The organism is Treponema putidum, from assembly GCF_024401155.1.
GTDB classification, from domain to species: Bacteria; Spirochaetota; Spirochaetia; order Treponematales; family Treponemataceae; genus Treponema_B; species Treponema_B putidum.
Window position 1 is genome coordinate 607,136 of sequence record NZ_CP038804.1, and the last position, 21,728, is coordinate 628,863.

Below are 21,728 nucleotides of genomic sequence, written 5' to 3' on the forward strand. Positions count from 1 at the left end.
TCTCTATTGCGATGGATGTAAAACACATTCAACAATGTTTTTTATGACTTATAAAATTACTTCTTTTTTGCGGCTGCCTTAGAAGGTTTGGCTGCCGGTTTGTTTGCATCTGCCTTGGGAGCTTTGCTTGAAGGCTTAGCAGGCTTCGCCTCCTTTGCCGGCTTTGCCGGCTTTTTAGCGGCAGGAGCCTTAGCAGTGCTTACCTTTACTGCAGAAGGTTTTGTATTAGGAAGCTCAATGCCGAGCTTTTCGCTCAATTTTTCAAGCATATCCTTTGTCATGCTTTCAAGGTTATACTTAGGCTTCCAACCCCATTCTTTTTTTGCACAAGAATCATCTAGGGAGTTAGGCCAAGAATCTGCTATGGCCTGACGTACCGGGTCTACATCATAGCTCATCTTAAATTTGGGAATATGCTTTTTGATTTCTGCAGCTATCGTTTCGGGTGCAAAGCTCATAGCCGTGATGTTAAATGCATTTCTGTGTTTTAATTTTGCAGGGTCTGCCTCAAGAAGTTTAAAGATAGCGTTTAAGGCATCGGGCATGTACATCATGTCCATAAGGGTTCCTTTTTTGATAAAGGAAGTATAGGCTCCTTGTTTTAAGGCCTCATAGTAGATATGAACTGCATAGTCGGTTGTTCCGCCGCCGGGGAGAGCTTCATAGGATATAAGACCGGGGAAGCGTACACCCCTTGTGTCTACACCGAATTTTTGATGGTAATAATCGCACAAAAGTTCTCCGGCAACCTTTGTAACACCGTACATTGAAGTAGGTCTCTGGATTGTATCCTGCGGAGTCTTATCGGCCGGAGTAGAGGGGCCGAATGCGGCTATTGAGCTTGGCACAAAGAGAGAGTATTTTTGTTCTCTTGAGAGTTCCAACATATTGTGTAAACCTGTAAGATTAATCTGATAAGCTAATTGAGGATTTTTTTCGGCAACGGCTGAAAGAAGGGCTGCAAGGTGTATTATCGTATTGACCTTATATTTCTTGCAAACCTCAAGAGTTTTTTTACCGTCAAGGACGTCTAGTTTTTCAAAGGGGCCGCTTTCGATAACCTTGGGCACGTCTTTTTTTTCGATATCGGAAGCTATAACATTGTCGTTTCCGTACTCATTTCTCAAAAACATAACCAATTCACTTCCGATCTGTCCGAGTGAACCGGTAACCAAAATTTTTCTTTTAGTCATACTATCTCCTTTTTTTGCAGTAAGATTTTATTCCTGTCAAAAAAACTATTTGCAATTTTACCATATTTTTATTTTATGTGCTAGATGTTAATGACGTTGTTAATAACGATGTTAATGACGTTGTTAATGACGTTGTCAATGACTGTCAGTGACAGCCGCTGACAGGTGTACATTCTTAGTAAATTACTTATATCCTCCGTTATGTTTTAGTTCCTTAAAAAGACTTATGACTATCAAGATTATTATAATTCCTAAAGGAAAGGCTGCTATAATTGAAAGGCTTTGCAGCTGATTTAAATTTGTTCCCACAAGGATTAAGGCTGCAGGAAGCATGACAAAGACTACAGCCCAAAAAGCTCTTAAGCCTTTTTTAGGTTCCGAATGTTTTTCAAGATTCTTTTGAGAATAGGAGGCTATTACCAAGGTAATTGCATCAAAGGTACTCGAATAAAAAGCTATCATTGTAATTATCAAAATACCCAAAACAATTTTTGCATAAGGAAGGGTGTTAAGAATTTGTAAGATAACCTGAGAAGGATCCGTTTCCTTTATTGCGGAAGCAGCGTCAAATATTCCGTGAGTCTGTAAATGAAGTCCGTAATTTCCAAGAATTATAAAAGAACAATAAGTTCCTGCTATGCCGCAGATAAGCCCGCCTATTATAGTATTTTTTATTGTACGGCCTTCCGAAATTTTTCCTATAAAGAAAGGAGTTGCAACAAACCATGCTATCCAATAGGCCCAGTAAAATATTGTCCATTTTTGAGGGAATCCCGATCCGCCGTCACCCGAAATACGCAATGGGTCCATCCATGTGGACATACCGAAAAAGTTTTGAATAACCTTTCCGATTCCGGTTATACTGGTTTCAATTATATATATTTTAGGAGAGGCTATAAAGACAAATCCTAGAAGAACACAAAAGGAGATAACCGAAACCTTTGCAAGCTGAGAAATACCCTTTAACCCCAATAAGACAGCAGCTGTGTAGACGGCCGCTATTATGAGAAGAATAGAAAGGGTCAAAATCTTCCCTTGAGGAATTCCAAAAATAGTAGAAACAGCCAAGGATAAAAGAGGTGTCGCAAGGGAAAAGGTTGTAGCAGTTCCTGCCAATAAACCTATTACCGAAAAAACATCTATCATCTTTCCTATAGGGCCGTCAATCTTATTCCCGAAAATAGGGCGGCAACTTTCTGACAGCTTTTGTTTTGTTCTTCCCTTTACGTGGAGCATATAAGCAAAGGCTACGGCAGGCACTATATGAAAAGCCCACGGCGTTATGCCCCAATGGAATAGAGGATAGGCGGCTGCCCAATCCTGCCTTTCTGCAAGCGAAAGAGCCGATAGACCGAAAGGGCTTTCACCGAAATAATAGGCCCATTCTATTAAAGACCAGTAAAGAATATCGGCTGCCATAGTCGAGGTAAAAATCATAGAGCCCCATGTAAAATTTCCGTAACGTGGTTTTTCAAGGTTACCCAGTTTTACGGTACCGAAACGGGAAAAGGCTAAACCTATAGCAGTAAAAACAAGGCCCAAGCCTAGCAAAATATAGAAAAAGCCCAGTTTGTTTACAAAAACATACCAAAGGGCATCAACAACCTTCATCGATTGCGCCGGGAAAAAGAGAATCAACCCCGTCAAACATATTATCGCCGCCAGCGGTAATACTGTTATAAGCCAGTCAATCTCATTTTTGTCTTTTAATTCAAGTTCCTTTACGCCTAATTCATTTTCAGTGTTCATCATCAATTATCTCCTACTATAATCTTTACCCTTTTATAATAATCCTTTGCATACCGGTACATTTTTAAACCGTAATCTCCAAAACTCACGCCCAAAGCCTCTTTATAACAAGTCCAAAGAGCCCATAAAAAACCCGAAAGAGCAACATAACAATAGATACGAAGCCTTTCACCTTTTTCAGGTTTTCTTTGAAAATAAAGCTCCATCAAATTTTCAAGTTCTGTATTGTCATAGTAGGCATAAATAGCAAACATTGCTATATCGATCAGGGGATCGCACATAGCCGCATATTCCCAATCGATTAAATGCACATCATCGCCGCTGATTATAAAATTATCCGGCACAAGATCTATATGACTTAAAACATGGGGCTTTTCCGTATTTTCAATCAATTCTAAAAGTTCGTTCATTAAATTTCTAATCTCATTATAGTCATGATATAAAATACCGTTTTTTTCATTTGCAATTTTTTCGTAATAATTTATACGCTCACGTAAATTAAAGGAGTGGCCGACCTTTAAGTCGGACTCATGGAGGCGGCGGGCAACTGCCATACATTTTTTTAAATCTTCAAGATTGCGGGCATCCGCAGTATGAGAGTTGGGAATAAACTTGCTGATCTTTACACCTTTTTCAGGATCAAAATAAATAATGGAATCGCTTAAATTTAAAGGAGAAACAGCCTTATAAACTTCATATTCTTCCTTTCTGTTAATAAGAGCTTGAGTACCTTCTCCCGGTATTCTAAAAATATATTCTTCGCCTTCAAATTCAAACAAAAACGATTTATTTGTCATCCCGAATTTTAGAGGTTTTAAATTTGTAATGCTGTGCTCGGGTCTTTTAAATACTTGTGAAATAAGTTCAAGCCATTTATCATGGGATGAAAGAAGATAGGAAGAGTCAAAAAGCCGGATATCATCGAGAGATTCAAATTCATATACCTGATGTTCCCTCTGCTTATTTGCAAACATTGTAAGCTCTTTTATGTTCCGCATGTAAACATCTTCCCAATACCAATCGTCCGTATCGTCTCGTTTATAGGCTTGTTCAATCATCGGAACTATCTTATCCGAAAACTCTTTTGAAAAATAAACAGGGCCGTACATAACCCAGCCGTTTTTTCCGCCCACTTTCACACTCATAATTTTATCGTGAAGACCTAACTTTAATATCCATTCTTTCGTCTTGCCGGTTACCTTAACGGAAGAATACCAGGAATCATATTCATGGGAATGATACATGTTTTCCCTAAGCCAATTATCGCTTGAAAGAATATAGGTATTTTTAAGTTCGTCTCTTACGTGGTAAAGGGTCGAAAGATTGTTTTTGTTTTTAAAATCCGGATTATATACAAGCTTTACATCGTACTTATCTATAAGATATTCAAAGGTTTCTTTTAAGTAACCTACAACTATTGTTATATCATTAACACCGGCAGCCTTTAACTGTTCAATCTGCCTTTCTATCATCCTTTCGCCGAATACTTCCAACAAGCCCTTGGGTGTTGCATAGGTTAAAGGAACAAAACGTGAACCGAAACCGGCAGCCATAATGATTGCATTATCCACCTTACATTCATCAAAAGCCTTTAAAGCCTTTTCCGTAAGCCTCTTTTTTCCAAAAGGGGGAACACCTTCGGTATGCAAAAAACCGTCATGTTCCATATCTAATAAAATTTTATTCACATAGGCCAAGGATATCTTTATTTTTTTTGCAATATTTCTTTGCGAAATATCCTTATCTTTTTGCATCAGCTCAATAATTTGAAAATATCTTTTTTTCATAGACAAGTATATTATACAAAAATAATGTTCAAAGTCAAGACTTTTTATATAAAAAAGTGAACACTGCAAGTGAGTTTAAGGTAGACCTCTAAAAGCTTAGTTTTTTAGAGGCTCCATTTTGTGAATTCACGTAAATCCATCTTGTTAATTTACATAAAAATAGAAAATTTTTCGTTATAAATATCTTGACAATATAATAGTTTTGATTGTATAGTTAAGTTGTTCTGATTTGACGCTTGTAGGCTTAAATCAGTAACAATATCGCTATATGCGTAAAAGGAGTTTAATTGCACTATGGAACAATTTTTAAAAAATCTTACAGACTGGGTTTCTTCGGTTAACGGATTTATCTGGGGCGTTTACTTCCTCATTCCGCTTCTATGCGGTACCGGTTTGTTTTTTACAATCCGGTTAGGAGGAGTACAGTTCACAAAATTCGGAGCCGGCTGGAAACGCCTTTTCGGTAACTTTTCTTTAAGCGGAGAAAAAGCCGGAAAACACGGTATGAGTTCTTTCCAAGCTGTTGCTACAGCAATTGCAGCACAGGTAGGAACGGGAAACCTTGTAGGTGCTATGACAGCCCTCATTATGGGCGGCCCCGGTGCTATTTTCTGGATGTGGCTTGCAGCTCTCGCAGGTATGGCAACAAACTTTGCAGAAGCCTGTATTGCTCAAATTTACAAGACAAAAGATGATTCAGGCCAAACAGTAGGAGGCCCTGCATACTATATTTCCGCAGGTTTAAAAACCAAATGCGGAGAAGGCTTTTCAAAATTTCTTGCAGGTTTCTTTGCAATAGCAATCATCCTCGCCCTCGGTTTTATGGGCAATATGGTTCAAGCTAATTCAATTTCAGATGCTTTCCAAAACGCTTTCCATATTCCTACATGGATAACGGGTGCCGTTCTTGCAGTAATTGCCGGTATTATCTTCATGGGCGGTGTTAAGCGGATTGCTTCGGTTACCGAAAAAGTCGTTCCCCTTATGGCCATCGTTTACATTGTGGTCGGTCTTGTGGTCATTATCATCAATGCATCTCAGATCCCCGAAATGTTTGCTATGATCTTTAAGGGTGCTTTTAATCCCAAAGCTGTTTGGGGCGGTGCACTCGGTTTCGGAATGGGAAGAGCTGTCCGCTACGGTGTTGCCCGAGGCCTTTTCTCGAATGAAGCAGGTATGGGTTCTACACCTCATGCTCATGCTGTTGCAGATGTAAAACATCCTGTGGAACAGGGCGTATTGGGTATTGTTGCCGTATTTATCGACACCTTTGTTGTTTTAAACATTACAGTATTTACCGTTTTGAGCTCAGGCGTTGTAAAATTTGAAGGCGGCGAACCTACAATGAAGGGAATTAGGCTCGTTCAAGAAGCTTTTGCACAACACTTGTTCGGAACCACATTCGGCTATCTTTTCATTGCTATCTGTCTTTTCTTCTTTGCATTCTCTACAATTATCGGCTGGTACTACTTCGGAGAAACAAATATCAGATACTTATTCGGAACAAAAGGGCTTATTCCCTACCAGCTCCTAGTAGTTATCTTCATTTTTGTCGGAAGCTTGCTTAAGATAGATTTGGTTTGGGAATTGACCGACTTCTTTAACGGAATCATGGTTATACCTAACCTTATAGCCTTGCTATTACTAAGCGGAGCCGTTGCTAAGGTCTTAAAAGACTATAACAAGGGACTCCCATACGACGCAAGCCAGTATAAATAAACACTAAAAAGGGCAGCTTGAGCTGCCCTTTATCTTTACTTTTATTTTCCAAAACATAAGATATGCAAAAAGATTCAAAAACTAACAAAAGACTTATTATCACAAATAACCCTAAAGTTAAGACTTTCTATGAAGAAGATAGAACGAGACTAAAAGACCGCTATGAGCTTAAATTTTTGGATTCAAGAGATGAAGTTTTTAAGACAGTAAGGGATTTGATCCATTCCAACTGGAAGCTCTTAAACCATGCAATGGCAGGAAACATTCCGCTTCACAAGCACCCATACCGCAGCATGGCTTTGGAACAGCAGGAAAATCTTGACACAAATTCCCTGATTCTGTGGGAATCGGCGATGGAACGTGTAAAAAGAGGTAAAACACCCGCCTATCCTGACGATGTATTGGAAGATTTTCAAGAACTGGATTATAATCTATTTTCGGGCTCGGTAAAATTTTAACAACTATCTTAAATTCATTTATAAGCTGAAGGTGAGGCTTTGGCGAATTTAAAAGAAAAGCCACGAGCTTACATCATCGATGATTTTTGTTAAAATCATTGCATGTATTTCCTGTTTTTCAGATTCTACATATTCTTTCCATGAAGTGTGAGTATAATTTTTATTGATTCTTGAACGCAATAGAAGAGATTTTTCTTTTAGTTCCTCTTCAGTTAATTTTGAATAGGCTTTTAAAACATTGACCACAAAATACGTACTTAGAGTTTTTATAAGGGTATTTTTAGCCGTATCCGATACTTTATTAAATAAAGCTGCACTTTTTTCGTATTCTTTCATCATTTGTAGGGAGAGAGCCGAATAAAATACAAGCCATTCACTTGATTCCGTATTTGAAACAGGCAAAGATGAGGTAAATTCAAAAACATCCTGATAGTCTCCCGAAATCATCTTAGCTGCAGCAAATTTTGGGCCTAATTTTATCAAATACTTATATTTATGTTCTTTTAAAAAGGAACATAACTTATTCATAGAAGAAAAATCTCCCAAAAGAATAAGAGATTCAGCTAAGAGTTTTGAATTTTTATAGTTTATTCTTTTTTTTGTATAAATTTTCATTTCAAGCAGGGAGGCGAGAGATGACCAATCTTCAGCCTCAATATAGTCAATCAATGTCTTGTTTTTAAAAAAGAGGATATTTACAAACAGTATCAGAATAAAAAATACGGGACCGAAAAACCAGTTTGTCTTCCAAAATTCCCTCATAAACGAACCGTCAGCATAAAACAAAGGCAGGAAAAAAACGGTAAACAATAATAAACTTAAGACGATATTAAATATAATAAATAGTACTTTTAATTTCATATAAAATCCTTTATAATATATGTACATTATACTATAGGAGAGAAAATAAGTGAATACCTATAATGCCGACCATATAAAAGATTTATCATTTTTTAATAAAAATGTTTATTTAGACAAGAAATTTTTGCTTTTAATCCCCGAAACGCCGCTTACGGCCGAGCTAAAAGCTATTTTAAGCGAGTGGGATTTTTCTCTCCTTTATTCCGACGGTGAACCATCAAGTTTTATGAGTTTTAGGACAAATAAGGCTGAATCTTCAGACAAGGACGTACTGGACTCGAGCAAGGAAAACGAAATTATTTCAGAAAAGCTAAAAAAGCAAAAAGAAATGATGGAAGAAATCGAAAATAAATTTTGGGATTTTTTACGATTTACGGATAAAATTTTTACCGATTATACTATGAAAAAAATCTTGGAGCCGCGTCTTATTTTTGATAAAGTAAAAGAGCTTTGCGATTTCGTAAAAAACGATAAAAAGCTAATCCTTCTTATAGAAATGCAAAAATACAGCTCTCCGACAAATTATCTTGTCATGCACTCCCTAAGATCTTCAATTTTTGCCATAATTATAGGAATTCAGCTAAAAATGCCTCCCCATAGACTAATAGAGCTGGGAGCAGCCTGTCTTTTACACGAAATAGGAATGTTTAGGCTTCCGCCTCAATACTATATGTATGATGCACCATTAAGCGAAGAAGGAAAAAAGGCCTTATTTACACATCCTGTTCTGTCCTATAATATTTTAAAAACCTCATCTTTTTCTTTGCCCATATGCTTAGCCGTATTGGAGCATCATGAAAGAGAGAATGGTATGGGCTATCCTAGGGGGCTTACAAAGGAAAAAATTTCAATGTATGGTAAAATAATAGCCGTTGCCTGTTCCTATGAAGCGGCTACTTCACCCCGTCCTTATAAGGAAGCTCAAGATGCCTCATCTGGTATTGTCGAAATGATAAAAAATGCTAACGGACAATATGATGAAACTATCTTAAAGGCTCTTCTTTATGCCCTGTCTTTTTATCCTGTCGGAATGTATGTTCATCTTTCTAATGGAAAAATTGCAAAAGTCATTGATGTAAATCCGAGCGATCCGCGCTTTCCGATAGTTCAACTGTACGGTCAAACAGGGCCTACAGGAGAACCCGTAATAATACAGACTAAAGCAAGTACCGTAACCATAAAAAGACAGTTATCTAAAGAAGAACTAAAAAATATTGACCGTAACTCAACTGCCTTATTTTAAAATTACCCAAGTGGAGCCGGTTCCGCCATCTGCATTTTTCGGATGGCCGGTTTCGCCTGCTCTTTTATGCTTTTCAAGATAGGAACGGACAAATGGTGCCAAGACTGCTCCTCCGTCTGAATGATTCCCCTTGCCATGTATAATCAAAATTTTTTTTAAGCCTTTTCGTATCGAATTTTCAAAAAAGATATTTAACGCAGCTTCGGCTTCATCACAGGTCATACCGTGTAAATCGATTTCGTCCTCATATCTCATATCCCGCAATATTTTTCGTTCCCTTGCGTAATCTATTTTGTTCAAAGATTCTTGAGCATCTTTATCTTCAGTGCCGTACCGTCTTAACCAGAGTTCCATAGGATTAATCTTTTTTTTATTTTCTTCGCTTATGAGTGTTTTATGATTTTTTTTATTTGAACGCTCATCTTTTTTTATCTGTTTTTTTCCATAAGGTTTTCCTGAAATTCTATCCCATTCATCTAAAATATCACCGAAATTACTCATGCAAATCTCCTAATCCGTTATAATAAATTCGCTCTTTTTTTGCCAGCCGCCCGTACCGTCTCTCTTTTCAACAAAAAACCATTCAGAAGTTTTTTGCTTTATAATAACCGTTTCTCCTATTTGCAAGGAGCTTACTATCGCTCCGTTTTTTTCAGGGATATGATAAACCACAGATTCTTCGTCATAGCCGGTAGGGCGGTAAACGGCTCTTTCATATTGTCCCGAATAAAAAAAGAGAAGTGCAGAAACAAAAATAAAACAAACTATCAAAAGAGTCTTAAGCCGATTTTTTTTCTTCTTAAAGCATATAATAAAATATACTTCGGCCGCCAATAAAATAAAAAGTAAGGGCCATAATATTTTTTTAAAAATTGCAGACCTGACAGTAAAGCTTTCCTTTAAATTCAAGTCTTTTTCATATTCAAGCCTCTTAGCTTTTTCTTGTCCCGAAAAAAGGCTGTTGGCTTCTTTTACACGCAGTTGAGCGATTATCAAGGCTTTTGATATTTTTTCATCAAAATTTTTTTTATGATTGTCGGAAACGTTTTGGGCTGCCGAACTATCCTTAACCTCCAAAGCGGATTTTAAACTTTCATAAGCTTTTTTTTCGTCATCGCTTATTTTTTCTTGTTCAAGTCTTCCCTCTATTACATTTACTTTTTGCTCTCTAATATAAATTTTACGTGAACTTTTTGATTCGGAAGTAATACTTATTTGAGGTATGGGAAGACTTATCTCACCGGTTTTTAAAGGTGTCCAAAAAAAACAAGAGACGGCTTTCCAACCTAATTCTTTAATATCGATATTATTTTTAATATTATCGGTATCCTCCAAAATGGAATTTTCAGGAGCTTGGCAGTTTATATCCAAACCGGAAGGTTTACCGTCTCTGCTAAAGTAATCATAAAAAAAGCCTGCCAAAACTATAAGATATTTTTTCCCCTGCACAATTTTTTCCACAGGGGAATATGAAACTGCATCCAATATTTTCCATTTGAATATCGTATCTTTTGATAGAGCAGGGGGCTCTACTTGAATAGAAAAATTTTTAAGTTTTGTTCGGCTGTTTCCTAAAGATAGATAGGGAACAAGTCCAAAGGTTCCGATTTTTTTTAATTTATATTTGTTTGTAATTAGAATCCCGCCATATAATGAATTTACAGCCGAATCTAAAAATTCAAGAACTTCTTCATCATCCACAATAATAAGTTTAGGTATATCGGCATAGCCGGCATAGCCGGCGTAGCCGGCAGAGCTATGATAATGGAACGAAGAGTCATCTAATTTTATTTTTATTTCAAAAACAGAATCTATAAACAAAGGGCTTGAAGAAAATGACAACTGTGCATCTTCTTCTATTCCGGCATGAGCAAAGCTGAAACAAAAAAATAAAAGAAAAAATGCTATCAATAATCGAATGCCTGAGATTGATTGTTTTCTTGCTCTTTCTTTTGCCATTGCTCTTTCTCCTTTTTTCGTATCAAATTTAAAATAGTTTTTTCTTGTAAACTGTCTTCTTTATTTTCTATGACAGCCGGACCTTGACTATTAATAGGTTTATCTTTTTCTCTTTTTTGATAGCGCTTACTCAATTCAAAATTAATTTTAGCATCAACACTATCCGGTTCAAGTTCAAGAGATTTTCTAAAAAGAATTACAGCTTTCTCATAGTCTTGATTTTTAAATGCAATTATTCCTTTTTGATAATAAATATAGGAATTCAATCTTTTATCATTATTTTCATTTATTTTTTCAAAGCGGGAAAGAGCCGAAGCATCTTCATTTTGCATAAGATAGATTGAACCGATTGCAAATTCCGAATAGTCTTTTATTTTTTCATCTTTAATTTCTTCACTTAAATCCATTGAGTCAAAAAATTTTGATGCAGCCTTGTTCCAGTTGTTTTGTTTCCATGCAATATATCCCGATAGAAAATCGAGTCTGGCCTTATCGCCTTTACTGCATGCGGAGATCAATAAAACAAGAAAAATTATATAGACTATTTTATTTATTTTTACCATAAATAGACACTCCGCCCAAACATAAAAAAATAAAAGCAAGTAAAAGCATTTCAAAATTTCTTTTTACCGGTTCCTGTATATAAACCATTTTTTCCACACCCTCTATTCCGGTATCGATTATTTTTAAAATACTTTCTATAGAACCCGAACTTAAAGCTGAAATATACATACTATCGCCGCCTGCCGCTTTTGCAGCTTTTTGTAAAAACTCTTCTTCCAATCGTGCATCCTTTAATTGGGTATTTCCCTTTTCATCAACTACTCTTATTTTACTGTCTTCAAGGGTACCGAATCCCACAATAATGAGAAGCACATCCGTCTTTTTGATTTTTTCTGCGGCGTGTAAAAGAGAGCCTGTAGTTTCCCCGCCGTCCGTGCATAAAATTATTATTTTTGAATTTCCCCTGTTCTCCCCAAAAGAATCCAAAGCCCGTAATACTCCTGCTTCAAGGTTTGTCCCTGCGGAAGAAAGGATTAACGGAGACAGGGCATCTATTGCAGAGGACAGTGCATTTTTTTCAAAGCTTAACGGAACAGATAAAACTCCGTCACCCTTTGTAATTACAAGTCCAACTGCAGGCTCAGTATGCCCTGTATTCCCTGCTGAGGTTTTATGCATTTTTTCCAGCAGTATTTTTAAAAATTTTCTTTGTACCGCAATGCGGCTGGGCTGAATATCCTGAAGGCTCATACTTTTTGAAATATCGGAAACAAGCATAACCGATACTCCTCTGCGTCTTACCGAAATAGGTTTAGCCCCCCAAAGGGGACAGGCTAAACCCAAAACCAAAAAAATCCAAGCAAGAGAAAAAAACAATGCCCTTGTCTTAGCCTTTTTGATTATTTTTTTTAAATTTTCCAAACTTAAATAAGCTTTTTTTATCTTTTTTAAGTTTATATAAAAAATGAACCAAACAGGAAGTAAAAATATAATCAAAAATAAATATGCAGGGTTTTCAAAACTTATCATAGATATACCCTCATAAAAATTCTGCGTAAAAGCCATGCAAAAGCAAAAGAAAATATTGAGGCGGATAAAAAATAAACATATAAATTTTCTTCGATTATCTGTGTAAAATTTGACTGTGCAGAAGGGATTTGCTTGGACATAGTATTAAATATATTTTCAAGCATCTCAGGTGAAGAGGCGGAGGCATATTTTCCGTTTCCGTATTGAGCTGTTTTTTTTAACTCAAGCTCATCGAACTTAGAAAAAATAGAACCTGAGTAAGTTTTTCCTGTTTTTCGATCCGTATATTCCAAAGTAGTATATCCCGCACTTCCTATTCCTATAACATAAAAGCCGATGTTTTTATTTACTAAAGATGTTGCAGCAGTTTTCGGATTAATTTCTCCCGTATTATTTTCGCCGTCAGTAAGTAAAATAATATATGAAGAGTTGAATTTACTTCTTGTCATATAGGCTGAAGAAACTGCAAGTCCCATGCCGATTGCCGTTCCGTCTCCCAATTCTCCTATACTTAAAGAATTAAGGCGCGATAAAAACACCTTATGGTCAATTGTAGGAGGAACAATTAGAGCTGCAGAACTTGATAAAGCAGCCAAGCCGAAAGAATCTCCCGGATACTTTGCAACAAATTTTCTTATAATTTTTTTTGCACTTTCGATTCTTGTTTCTCCGTTCATATCCTTTGCAGCCATCGAAGGACTTATGTCCAATAAAAACATAATCGAACTTCCTGCATCGGTATACATTTGTTTATTTTTAAAAATAACAGGCTCTGATAAAGTTATTATCAAAAATATAATTCCGCAATACCAAAGAAAATAAGATAAAAAATTCCCGAATTCCATTAGTTTATTTTTTTTTGGAAAAAGCCCTTTCCAATTTACCAAATTTAAATTTAACTCGGGACTTTGCATCAGTCCGTTTTTTTTTAATATAAAAAAGAGAGGGAAAAGTAATAGCAATAAAAACACGATAGGGTGGTTAAAACTAATCATCTTCACCTTCTTGTATTCTTATCTTTATTTTTGTTTTTTGTTTTGAATTTATAATTTTTTGAATTTCGGATTCGGCTATTTTCATAAGTTTAAAAGTTTGATTAAAAAAATACATGCTTTCCATTTCAAAGTTTATTTTTGTAATGTCCGTACCCCCGAAACGGATAGCTTGGAGTTTAAAAAAAAGTTTTTCAAATTCAAAGTAAACACCGTATGTATTTTTAAATTTTGTTTTAAGTCTTTCCAACATTTCCGAGTAGGTAAGGCTGTCCCCTTCATCCGATTTTACAACCTGTTCAGATTCAGTCAAGCTGAAGCAATACTTTCTAAAAACAAATTCAAACTTTTTTAACCAATCTTTTCTTTTTGCAATCATTTCAAGATTATCGGAAGAAGAAACGGAAGAGATTTGCCGCTTTAGCCTTTTTAAAGCTTTATTCAATGTTCTGATTCTTATTCTTTGAGCCCTCGAAAAAGAATAAACAAAAAAATGTTTTTTTACCGCAGAAAAAATCATTATAGAGGTAAAAATAAATACGGCACTTACTGAAGCTATAAGATAAAGCAAATAGCTAGTACCCGGAAGTAAAAGAGGAGAACGCGGAGGCTGTATGACCTCAACCTTTGCCGTTTCCAATATTGAAGAAATAAAAACTTGGGGCATTGAATCGTAAATACCGGCCTCAGCCAATGAAGGAAAAAATACGGAGCCAGTTTCCCATGGAGTAAAATTTATGGATATGTATTCTTTTGTTTTCTGTTTTTTAATTTGAATGGAAGTTATATCCATCATAGTATTTTGTTTTATCTTATCAACCTTAAAAGAGCCGGACATTAAAATAGAAGGATCAAAAGATTGCAAAGCATCTATGGGAAATAAAAATTCTGCGGAGTCTCCTACAAAAACCTGTTGAGGAATTAAAATGCCTTCCATCCATCCGCTCCGAACTTAGCTAAATTATTTTTTAAAACACGCTGATTGCTTTGTTTCGACAAAAAGAAGTCACCCAATACTTTTACGGTATCGTCATTTACATCGAGTAAAACAGGATTTGCAAGGGAGTGCTTACAGGTATTTTCCCACCTTGATATTTCTTCACTAAAATTCTTTTTATATTCCATCTGAAAAGTCTTAGAACCCGTAGGCAAAAGCATTCTAAAATCGGTTTCAGGGTCTTTAAATCTTATAGATCCGGCTTCCGGCAAAAAAGAATCCATAGATCCGCTTATCTTAAGGCAAACAACATCATGTTTTGCCGCCAAAAGGCCAAGCTCCTTTTCATAACCCTCAACCTTAAAATCCGAAATGATTATTACCAAGGAACGTGAACGCAAAATCTTAGAGGCGGCTGTCATCGCAGACGCAATCTGTGTTCCCCGTACCGGTTTTCGATTTTTGCAAAAGGCAAAATCTTCCATAGATTTTAATATGGTCAAAATATGATCTTCTCCCGTTCTAGGAATAAACAAAGGGCCTTTTTCTCCATCAAAAAAAAGGGCTCCGACCGGAGAAAATATATTCCTCCCCGCAAAGGCTAAAAGGGCTGCCGTTTCGATAGCTTTTTCCTTAGGACTGATTTTATCCAGCCCCGGCTCCATCGAAAGTGAAAAATCCACACAGATAAAAATGCTTAAATCTCTTTCTTCACGGTACATCTTAACATAGGTCTTACCGCTCCGCGCCGTAAGGTTCCAATCTATAGAGCGCACATCATCTCCCGTTTCATATTCCCGTACCGAGTCAAATTCTATACCTTGCCCGCGAAAAGCCGAACTGAAGCTGCCTGAGCGTAGGCCTTCGGAAATCGAAAGAGAAGAGATTTTAAGCTGTTTTGCCCTTTCCGCGATAAAACCTGTTTTCATAAGGTTTTATTTTATTACGAAAATCAGTTTTATTCAAGACAGTGCATTGCCTTACACTGTAGGACAGTCCCGCCTTAGTGTGAGGTGCCCACCCGCCTTAGTGTGAGGTGCCCACCCGCATTAGTGTGAGGTGCCCACCCGCATTAGTGTGAGGTGCCCACCCGCATTAGTGTGAGGTACGCACTCGTCCGAGTGTAGGGTACCCACCCGAGCGATACGAGCGGCTCGGCAGGCATGGAAATCAATTTTTGAAAAAACACAGTGCTGCGGTGCATATAACTTTCTACAGGCAGCCTCGTGTAGTGCTGAAACATGTCACCTATTGTAGCCGTAATAGATCACCTATTGTAGCCTTATACTTGCAGCTTCCACTGCCATCTATGGCAGGAAGACCAATTATACATTAAACCAAATTCCCCTGTATCTAATCCTTCTCTTTCAAATATCCGTATCTGTCTACTTCCCAATTCTTGCCGTCATTCGGCGTTACCTGAAACTTGCCGTGTTCCGAGTTTAAAAATGTTGTATTACCAAGCACTTTGGTACTCGTCAGGTATTTGTCGTTCGGTACCGTAATGCGCGCGGCGGGGTTGTTTGACAAGGTGCTGAAAACCTTAATCCATGAACCGCTGTCCAAATACACATCGTTGTTTACCGCAATTCGTGTGCCGTTTTCCATACTTACGTCTATTTCATTTGCGTATACGCCGCCGCCTTTTGCCGCCTGATTGCCGATAATCAGTAAGGCGGAATTTAGCCTCAAGTCGCACCGGTCGCCGACATAGATGCCGCCGCCGTTGCCGTCGGAGCCGGTCGCTTTGTTTGCCTCTCCTGTGCCTGTGCCGCCTATAGTGCCGCCGCTGATTGTTACCACAGGGATACGATCTCCCTTTATTATATAGATGCCGCCGCCGTTCTTTGCGGTGTTTCCCGTAAAGATGCAGTTTGTGATGGTAGTAGGTGTGCCCTCAACATTTAAGCCGCCGCCGTTTGTAGCTGCTTCGTTGCCCGTAATGATACAGTTTTCTATGTTGACTGTTGATGCATTTTTTGCATAGATTGCCCCGCCGCTGCCTGCATCGCCTGTCCCGGTTGCCTTTCCGCCTTTAAGCGTCAGGTTTTTGAGGATGAGCGTTTTGCCGCTTGCCACTTTGAAAATGCGGCTCAGACCGTTTGCGTCAAGTATGTCTTTGTCGGGTCCGGTTTTGCCCTCTATCGTAAGGGTTTCGTCTATTTCGATTTCGCCCGCATTGTCGCCGGATGTCGCCTCTATTCTGCCGTCTATGGTGATAACGGCATTATGGTCAGCGATTTCGACGACTTTTTTTAACAACTGCCACGCGTTATCATCGGAGCTGTTTACGGTTCCTTTCTTCTTAAACTTGACCGTTACGGTTTTAGGCTCATTCACAATGAGGCTTGCATTTAGCGAGGAGGAGCTTACGCCCGTCCAGATGTCAAGCTCCCAACCTAGATAGGGTATTGCGGTAAAGGTTACCGTCTTTCCGTCTTCAACCTCATCGCCCGACTGAATATCGGTACTATCAACTTTTGCTTTAAGCGCTCCGAGTCCGTCTGCTACGCTGAAGGTTACGGTGTACTTCGCCTCCGTCCACTTTGCATAGAGCGTTATATTGCTTGTTACCGTGTCTGTTGCAAAGTTCCATTCTTGTCCGTCGGAGCAGTCAGCGTTTTTATACCAGCCGCCGAAGATATGACCCTGTTTTGCAGGATTCGATGACGGCTTTGTTACCTTATCACCCTTTAGTATATATTGAGTACCGGGCACTGGCGTTCCGCCTTGTGCATCAAATTTAACTTCAAATTTCTCTTTTAGCTCTGCGGTAACGCTGTCCGAAACAACACCTTCTTTGTCGCTCAAGGTTATGGTGTAGGATGTTTGCGGGTTGGAGCTTTCTACTTTTACACCGGTGTCAAAATACAATACCCACTTTTCTGACGCTGACGGTAAGGCTGCAGTTAGTTGTTGTACGTTTCCACGCTCGATAAACGACGTTTCGGCAGGTTTTTTAAAGTCTGAATTGTCATCATTGTATAAAAGAGTGTAATGGGCATCGTTTATTGTGATCTCTTTAATATCCTTGTGTACCGGTGCACTGCCGGAGTTCATCGCTACCGTCTTTATCATTTTGGCCAAATCGAATTTAAGGCAGAGCACATAATGAGGGTTAGTTCCTGTTGTTTTTGCAATTACGATTTCTTTAGGTGCAGGCGGCGGGGTGTTCGATTTTATGCCGAAGGTATAGGTTTTCTTAAATACTCTGCCGTCTGTAGCTTTAAGGGTGATAGTCGGGTTTAAACTGCCTGAACCTTGTTCGTATTTTTGTAAAAAGTCTTTTGTATATGTAAGCTTCAGCCTGCCGGAAGCGGTTCGCCCCAGTTTATAGTGGGTTCCTACCGTAGGCTGCACGAAAAGTTCTTTAAATTCGACAATGCCCGCAGGTTCCGAAGCAGTCGGCAGAACAAACGAAAAGCCTTTCGGGTTATGCACTGTAAGCATAATAGTCACCTTTTCTGAAGAGCTGACACAAGGCACACCCGCTCCGTCCGGTCTAACTGCCGAACCTATGCTGTGGTCTTTTACGAAGGCCTCACTAGCCCAATAGCTTAAAAAATCCTCCGGATCTTTCAGAAATTGCTCGCAGGCCGTAAAAAGCAAAATTACGGCAACTGCCGCTATTAAAGTTTTCAAAAAAGTTAAACGTTTTCTCATCATATCCTTATATCCTCCTTTTTTGAGGAAAAAAACACCCTGTAGGTCTAATATTAAGTATCCTGTAAGTCTAATCTTAAGTATATAGTATCACAATTTTAATGTTTTATCCATAGTAGCGGGCTCATATTGCTAAAAAGAACCAAGGTTACTCGCTCAAAATCGGACATCCGTGTCCGATTTTGAGCTTCGAGTATTTTTGCTTACGCAAAAAACTCGTAAGGCGTGGAACCAGCGGCATCCGTGCCGCTGAAGGATCGGATATCCGTGTCCGATTTTGAGCTTCGAGTATTTTTGCTTACGCAAAAAACTCGTAAGGCGTGGAACCAGCGGCATCCGTGCCGCTGAAGGATCGGACATCCGTGTCCGATTTTGAGCTTCGAGTGTTTTTGCTTACGCAAAAAACTCGTAAGGCGTATTTGTTGTGCTCTTTACGGTTAAATTCAAGTATTCACCAATTATTCATTATCCATTACACATTTTCAGTCCCTGCTATGAACGTGGGGGTAGACTTGAAGAGCTGCTTTTTACCCGGTGTCTATATAGAAGAGAAACCGTATCGGGCTCTTGATTTTTTTTAAAAAAAGGCCGAAAATATAAGATATGAAGAAAGGGTTTATTATATTTCTATTTTCCATCATTTCAGCTTTTTGTTTTGCTGATGAAGCCGGTATTAACGAAAATGAACTATCTCAATTGGTACCTGAAGTACAACCGGATAAAACAGGTTCCGAAAAGATAGAATTTTCCGAAAAATCTCAAGACCAACAAAAACAAGAAGATTTTAGTTTCTTGTCCTTTTCAATTCTTACAAGAGAAAAATACGTAATTATCAGCTGGAAAGCAAAACCCGAAGGAAGAAACTTAATCCTTTACAGATCCACAACCGGCTTTTCATCAATCAGTTCCCTTGCCGAAGCCGTTCCGATTGCAAACATAACCGATGACGGGCTCCCGTTTTTTGACAATCCAATTCCGGGAATACCTTATTATTATGCAATAGCCGAAGAAAACGAAATCGCTTCAGGTAAAATTCAATTTATAAACGGAATAAATACAATCAACAGCCCTGTAGAAGTTTTTGCTTCTTATGAAGAACAAGAGAAAAGAAAGGATGCAGCACAAAACCGCCCCATTCCTTTGCCTTTTTTAAACCCCGAAAAACAAACGGAAAAAAGAATGGAATTTTTTTCATCCCAAACGGAAACCATAATAAATACTCTTACGGCAGAAAAAAGAGATTTTAGAGAATTTATTATTTCTTCTCAAAGACTTGAACCCTATATCTTTCCTGATGACAAAAAAACGCCTAACGGCGGTGAGAGTATGGAACTGCAAAGAATTCTAAAGGACTATTTTTATACAAAAAATTGGCAAAAATGCCGGATTGAACTCAGCAATTTTTTAAGGATAAGAAGAACATCCAGAATTTCTGCAAGAACGCATTTTTACATAGGGCAGACTCTTTTTTTTCAAAACTCATATGATAATGCCCTATTGGAATTTTTAACCGCCCAAGACATGTACCCGTCTCAGGCAAAAGAATGGGCTCATTATTGCCTTGTCGAGCTAGCGAATTCTTCTGAGAAGTAAGAGTAACGAAGAATTTTTTTCGCCGGCAAATTGAATTAGTTCTTCGCCTACGAATTTTCGCTAGCGAATTCTTCTGAGAAGCAAGAGTAACGAAGAATTTTTTTGACCATAATCCGCATAGTCTTCAGCCATTTTTTCTTTTTCATTCTCACTAAAAAGAATTATAGAATCGCCGGCATTCATTCTGTCGTAGTAACCGTTTCTATTTAAAAGACCTTCCGATAAATCTTCTTCGGACTTTGATGGTTCAAAATAACCCAATAGGTCGGACGGGTCAAACACAATACCTAAACCTTCTTTTTCGATAACCAAGCCGTCCTTTCGTATAACGGCAATTTTTAAGTCTTTAAAATCGGAATCATGCTTTCCTATATCGATAACGGCCTCATTTTGATAACGGTTTATAAGCTTTCCTACGATCGGCATTGCTTCATTTAACATTGAAGAAAGCCGCCTTATACCGTTTGAAAAGCGGTCATTCCCTGAACGGTAAACCGTAAATGTTTTTGCAGGAGAACCCGTACGTGAAACATAAAGCTCCAATATAATTTGAATATCCCTTCTGTTCTCTTTAAGCCTTATAATACCGAAATAGTCCTCATTTGCCGTACGCGATTTTTTCGAAGCATCCCTGTAAGTTACAGGCTTATCCGAATAAGAAGTTATTTTGATTCTGGGATTATAAGAAAAAATATCTGAGGTAAGGATTTGAGTTATACGCTCGGCTTCAGGATGTAAAACATTTGAGCTTTCTATAGCATAAAACAAACCTATGGATATGTGGGCTTTATCCAAATAAAGGGGATCGATGCGCCACTTTGATTGAATGGAACTTAAAAGATGTTTTTCATAAGCTTCAACTGCATCATTTACCCTAGTATTGCTTTTTACTATTGACTGAATAAAAAGCATTTGTTCCAAATATCTTTCGGGATAACCGAGACGGAGCAAAATACCGGCATAGGCTTCCCTGCTTTCAACATCATAAGGATATATTTTTAAAGTCCGTCTATACTCATAGAGGGCATTGTCGGTCATATTCCGCCTCGCAAAACCTAGGGCTCTTTCAGCATGATATTTTGAAAGCTCCATACGGAAGGAATCTTCAAAATTTAAATTCTCTATTGCCAGTTCTTCTAAAAGGCAGCGCATTATTTCATCATCTGCATCCAAAGAAAGACCGACTCTGGCGGCATTTATCGCATCACTGTGCTTTTCAAGCCGTCTTAAACTCAAAGTTTTTAAGTACCAAGCATCCGGTCTATCCCTTTTTTTTGAAATCCTCATGTCGGAAATCTTTATAACCTCTTCATAGCGTCTTTGTGCATATAAGACGGAAGCAAGCAGAGCATAGGCCTCGTCATAATCTTCTTTTAATTTAAGAGCCGAATAAATACGCCCTTCAGCTTCTTCCAATCGGCCTTCAAGGGAATTTAAATAGGCTGCAAAATAGTGAACCTGAGGATTATCTCCATGGTATTTTAATGCCCTTTTAATGTAATCGTCGGCCTGTTTAATATTTCCGGCCTCATAGCTCACAAGGGCTAAGGAAAGGAGAGCCTTGCGGTTTTCTCCTTGACGATTAAGATTTTGCTTATACATCTCGGATGCAAGATACAGCTTTCCCTGACTAACTTCTATTTCTGCCAAGCCGAAACGGGCTTCGGGATTATTGGGATATTTTTTTAAAACCTCGTTAAAAAGAGTCTTGGCTTCGTCTATTTTTCCAAGGCCGACTAAAATAAACCCGTGGAGGTTTTGTAAATCGGGATCATCTTTTTTATATTTTCGGGCTGACTCTACAAAGGACAGAGCTTGGTCATATTCATCTAAAGCATAAAAACATTCGGCTAAACCCTGATATACCAAATTATAAGAAGGGTTCTCCTTTAAAGCGGATTGGTACATTTCAATAGCTCCATACCAATCTTCATTAGCCTGATATTCTGCCCCCCTTTGATATAAGTCTGCAGGATTACAAAATAAAGAAGCTGAAAATAAAGCAATAAATATAAATCCGAAAAAAGATTTTTTCATAAAC

Annotated in this window: 16 protein-coding genes and 1 pseudogene; 4 read left to right on the plus strand and 13 right to left on the minus strand. The window is 38.1% G+C overall.

All coding sequences use genetic code 11. From position 1 onward, the window contains the following. Nucleotides 1–56: 56 nt before the first annotated feature. The 3 genes from E4N74_RS02860 to E4N74_RS02870 all read right to left on the minus strand — a co-directional run bounded on the left by E4N74_RS02860 (nucleotide 57) and on the right by E4N74_RS02870 (nucleotide 4,729). Entirely contained in the window at nucleotides 57–1,193 is a 1,137-nt protein-coding gene (locus tag E4N74_RS02860; protein WP_255818759.1) for an L-threonine 3-dehydrogenase, read from the minus strand. 183 nt (nucleotides 1,194–1,376) lie between these two features. Continuing rightward, entirely contained in the window at nucleotides 1,377–2,945 is a 1,569-nt protein-coding gene (locus E4N74_RS02865; RefSeq protein WP_044978973.1) for a BCCT family transporter, read from the minus strand. Next, nucleotides 2,945–4,729, minus strand: coding sequence for a phosphotransferase (locus E4N74_RS02870; RefSeq protein WP_255818760.1), 1,785 nt, complete (start codon nucleotides 4,727–4,729; stop codon nucleotides 2,945–2,947). The genes E4N74_RS02865 and E4N74_RS02870 overlap by 1 nt, the downstream gene beginning before the upstream one ends. A 294-nt stretch (nucleotides 4,730–5,023) precedes the next feature. Here E4N74_RS02870 and E4N74_RS02875 point away from each other — a divergent pair, with 294 nt between their 5' ends. Beyond that, the gene (locus E4N74_RS02875) at nucleotides 5,024–6,448 is read left to right on the plus strand and encodes an alanine/glycine:cation symporter family protein (protein WP_255818761.1); all 1,425 of its coding nucleotides are present in this window, start codon (nucleotides 5,024–5,026) and stop codon (nucleotides 6,446–6,448) included. 62 nt (nucleotides 6,449–6,510) lie between these two features. Next, nucleotides 6,511–6,906 carry a GrdX family protein gene (locus E4N74_RS02880; protein ID WP_255818762.1) on the plus strand — a complete coding sequence of 132 codons (396 nt, stop codon included), beginning with the start codon at nucleotides 6,511–6,513 and terminating at the stop codon, nucleotides 6,904–6,906. A 48-nt stretch (nucleotides 6,907–6,954) separates the two neighbouring features. Here E4N74_RS02880 and E4N74_RS02885 read toward each other — a convergent pair whose 3' ends face one another. Continuing rightward, nucleotides 6,955–7,767: a hypothetical protein gene (locus tag E4N74_RS02885; protein ID WP_044978976.1), complete on the minus strand. Its 813-nt coding sequence runs from the start codon at nucleotides 7,765–7,767 to the stop codon at nucleotides 6,955–6,957. Nucleotides 7,768–7,816: 49 nt separating this feature from the next. Here E4N74_RS02885 and E4N74_RS02890 point away from each other — a divergent pair, with 49 nt between their 5' ends. Further along, nucleotides 7,817–9,010 carry an HD-GYP domain-containing protein gene (locus E4N74_RS02890; protein ID WP_044978977.1) on the plus strand — a complete coding sequence of 398 codons (1,194 nt, stop codon included), beginning with the start codon at nucleotides 7,817–7,819 and terminating at the stop codon, nucleotides 9,008–9,010. On the opposite strand, the gene E4N74_RS02895 is transcribed toward E4N74_RS02890, so the two are convergent. The 8 genes and pseudogenes from E4N74_RS02895 to E4N74_RS02930 form a co-directional block, all read right to left on the minus strand. Further along, nucleotides 9,002–9,511, minus strand: coding sequence for a Smr/MutS family protein (locus tag E4N74_RS02895; RefSeq protein WP_044978978.1), 510 nt, complete (start codon nucleotides 9,509–9,511; stop codon nucleotides 9,002–9,004). The genes E4N74_RS02890 and E4N74_RS02895 overlap by 9 nt on opposite strands. 9 nt (nucleotides 9,512–9,520) lie before the next feature. Then, on the minus strand, nucleotides 9,521–10,969 hold the full coding sequence (locus E4N74_RS02900; RefSeq protein WP_255818763.1) for a hypothetical protein: 1,449 nt from the start codon (nucleotides 10,967–10,969) through the stop codon (nucleotides 9,521–9,523). Next, on the minus strand, nucleotides 10,918–11,532 hold the full coding sequence (locus E4N74_RS02905) for a tetratricopeptide repeat protein (RefSeq protein WP_255818765.1): 615 nt from the start codon (nucleotides 11,530–11,532) through the stop codon (nucleotides 10,918–10,920). The genes E4N74_RS02900 and E4N74_RS02905 overlap by 52 nt, the downstream gene beginning before the upstream one ends. Further along, nucleotides 11,516–12,502, minus strand: a complete 987-nt coding sequence (locus tag E4N74_RS02910; RefSeq protein ID WP_044978980.1) for a vWA domain-containing protein — start codon at nucleotides 12,500–12,502, stop codon at nucleotides 11,516–11,518. The genes E4N74_RS02905 and E4N74_RS02910 overlap by 17 nt, the downstream gene beginning before the upstream one ends. Continuing rightward, nucleotides 12,499–13,497, minus strand: a complete 999-nt coding sequence (locus E4N74_RS02915; protein ID WP_255818766.1) for a VWA domain-containing protein — start codon at nucleotides 13,495–13,497, stop codon at nucleotides 12,499–12,501. The genes E4N74_RS02910 and E4N74_RS02915 overlap by 4 nt, the downstream gene beginning before the upstream one ends. Further along, nucleotides 13,490–14,431, minus strand: a complete 942-nt coding sequence (locus tag E4N74_RS02920; RefSeq protein WP_255818767.1) for a hypothetical protein — start codon at nucleotides 14,429–14,431, stop codon at nucleotides 13,490–13,492. Before E4N74_RS02920 ends, E4N74_RS02915 begins: the two co-directional genes overlap by 8 nt. Beyond that, nucleotides 14,416–15,360 (minus strand): DUF58 domain-containing protein, encoded by a 945-nt coding sequence (locus E4N74_RS02925; RefSeq protein WP_255818769.1) that lies wholly within the window; start codon nucleotides 15,358–15,360, stop codon nucleotides 14,416–14,418. The genes E4N74_RS02920 and E4N74_RS02925 overlap by 16 nt, the downstream gene beginning before the upstream one ends. A 439-nt stretch (nucleotides 15,361–15,799) precedes the next feature. Continuing rightward, nucleotides 15,800–18,094: pseudogene (locus tag E4N74_RS02930) on the minus strand (InlB B-repeat-containing protein); the annotation flags it as partial. Nucleotides 18,095–18,697: 603 nt separating this feature from the next. On the opposite strand from E4N74_RS02930, the gene E4N74_RS02935 reads away from it, so the two are divergent. Beyond that, the gene (locus E4N74_RS02935; protein WP_255806096.1) at nucleotides 18,698–19,687 is read left to right on the plus strand and encodes a tetratricopeptide repeat protein; all 990 of its coding nucleotides are present in this window, start codon (nucleotides 18,698–18,700) and stop codon (nucleotides 19,685–19,687) included. Between the two features lie 60 nt (nucleotides 19,688–19,747). Here E4N74_RS02935 and E4N74_RS02940 read toward each other — a convergent pair whose 3' ends face one another. After that, a complete protein-coding gene (locus E4N74_RS02940; RefSeq protein ID WP_255818773.1) occupies nucleotides 19,748–21,724 on the minus strand; it encodes a tetratricopeptide repeat protein in 1,977 nt (658 codons plus the stop codon). Between the last annotated feature and the right edge of the window lie 4 nt (nucleotides 21,725–21,728).

Bases quoted from the DNA above. Each gene is read 5' to 3' on its own strand.
- E4N74_RS02860 (WP_255818759.1), bottom strand. From the start codon at position 1,193: ATGACTAAAAGAAAAATTTTGGTTACCGGTTCACTCGGACAGATCGGA.
- E4N74_RS02865 (WP_044978973.1), bottom strand. From the start codon at position 2,945: ATGATGAACACTGAAAATGAATTAGGCGTAAAGGAACTTGAATTAAAA.
- E4N74_RS02870 (WP_255818760.1), bottom strand. From the start codon at position 4,729: ATGAAAAAAAGATATTTTCAAATTATTGAGCTGATGCAAAAAGATAAG.
- E4N74_RS02875 (WP_255818761.1), top strand. From the start codon at position 5,024: ATGGAACAATTTTTAAAAAATCTTACAGACTGGGTTTCTTCGGTTAAC.
- E4N74_RS02880 (WP_255818762.1), top strand. From the start codon at position 6,511: ATGCAAAAAGATTCAAAAACTAACAAAAGACTTATTATCACAAATAAC.
- E4N74_RS02885 (WP_044978976.1), bottom strand. From the start codon at position 7,767: ATGAAATTAAAAGTACTATTTATTATATTTAATATCGTCTTAAGTTTA.
- E4N74_RS02895 (WP_044978978.1), bottom strand. From the start codon at position 9,511: ATGAGTAATTTCGGTGATATTTTAGATGAATGGGATAGAATTTCAGGA.
- E4N74_RS02900 (WP_255818763.1), bottom strand. From the start codon at position 10,969: ATGGCAAAAGAAAGAGCAAGAAAACAATCAATCTCAGGCATTCGATTA.
- E4N74_RS02905 (WP_255818765.1), bottom strand. From the start codon at position 11,532: ATGGTAAAAATAAATAAAATAGTCTATATAATTTTTCTTGTTTTATTG.
- E4N74_RS02910 (WP_044978980.1), bottom strand. From the start codon at position 12,502: ATGATAAGTTTTGAAAACCCTGCATATTTATTTTTGATTATATTTTTA.
- E4N74_RS02915 (WP_255818766.1), bottom strand. From the start codon at position 13,497: ATGATTAGTTTTAACCACCCTATCGTGTTTTTATTGCTATTACTTTTC.
- E4N74_RS02920 (WP_255818767.1), bottom strand. From the start codon at position 14,431: ATGGAAGGCATTTTAATTCCTCAACAGGTTTTTGTAGGAGACTCCGCA.
- E4N74_RS02925 (WP_255818769.1), bottom strand. From the start codon at position 15,360: ATGAAAACAGGTTTTATCGCGGAAAGGGCAAAACAGCTTAAAATCTCT.
- E4N74_RS02935 (WP_255806096.1), top strand. From the start codon at position 18,698: ATGAAGAAAGGGTTTATTATATTTCTATTTTCCATCATTTCAGCTTTT.
- E4N74_RS02940 (WP_255818773.1), bottom strand. From the start codon at position 21,724: ATGAAAAAATCTTTTTTCGGATTTATATTTATTGCTTTATTTTCAGCT.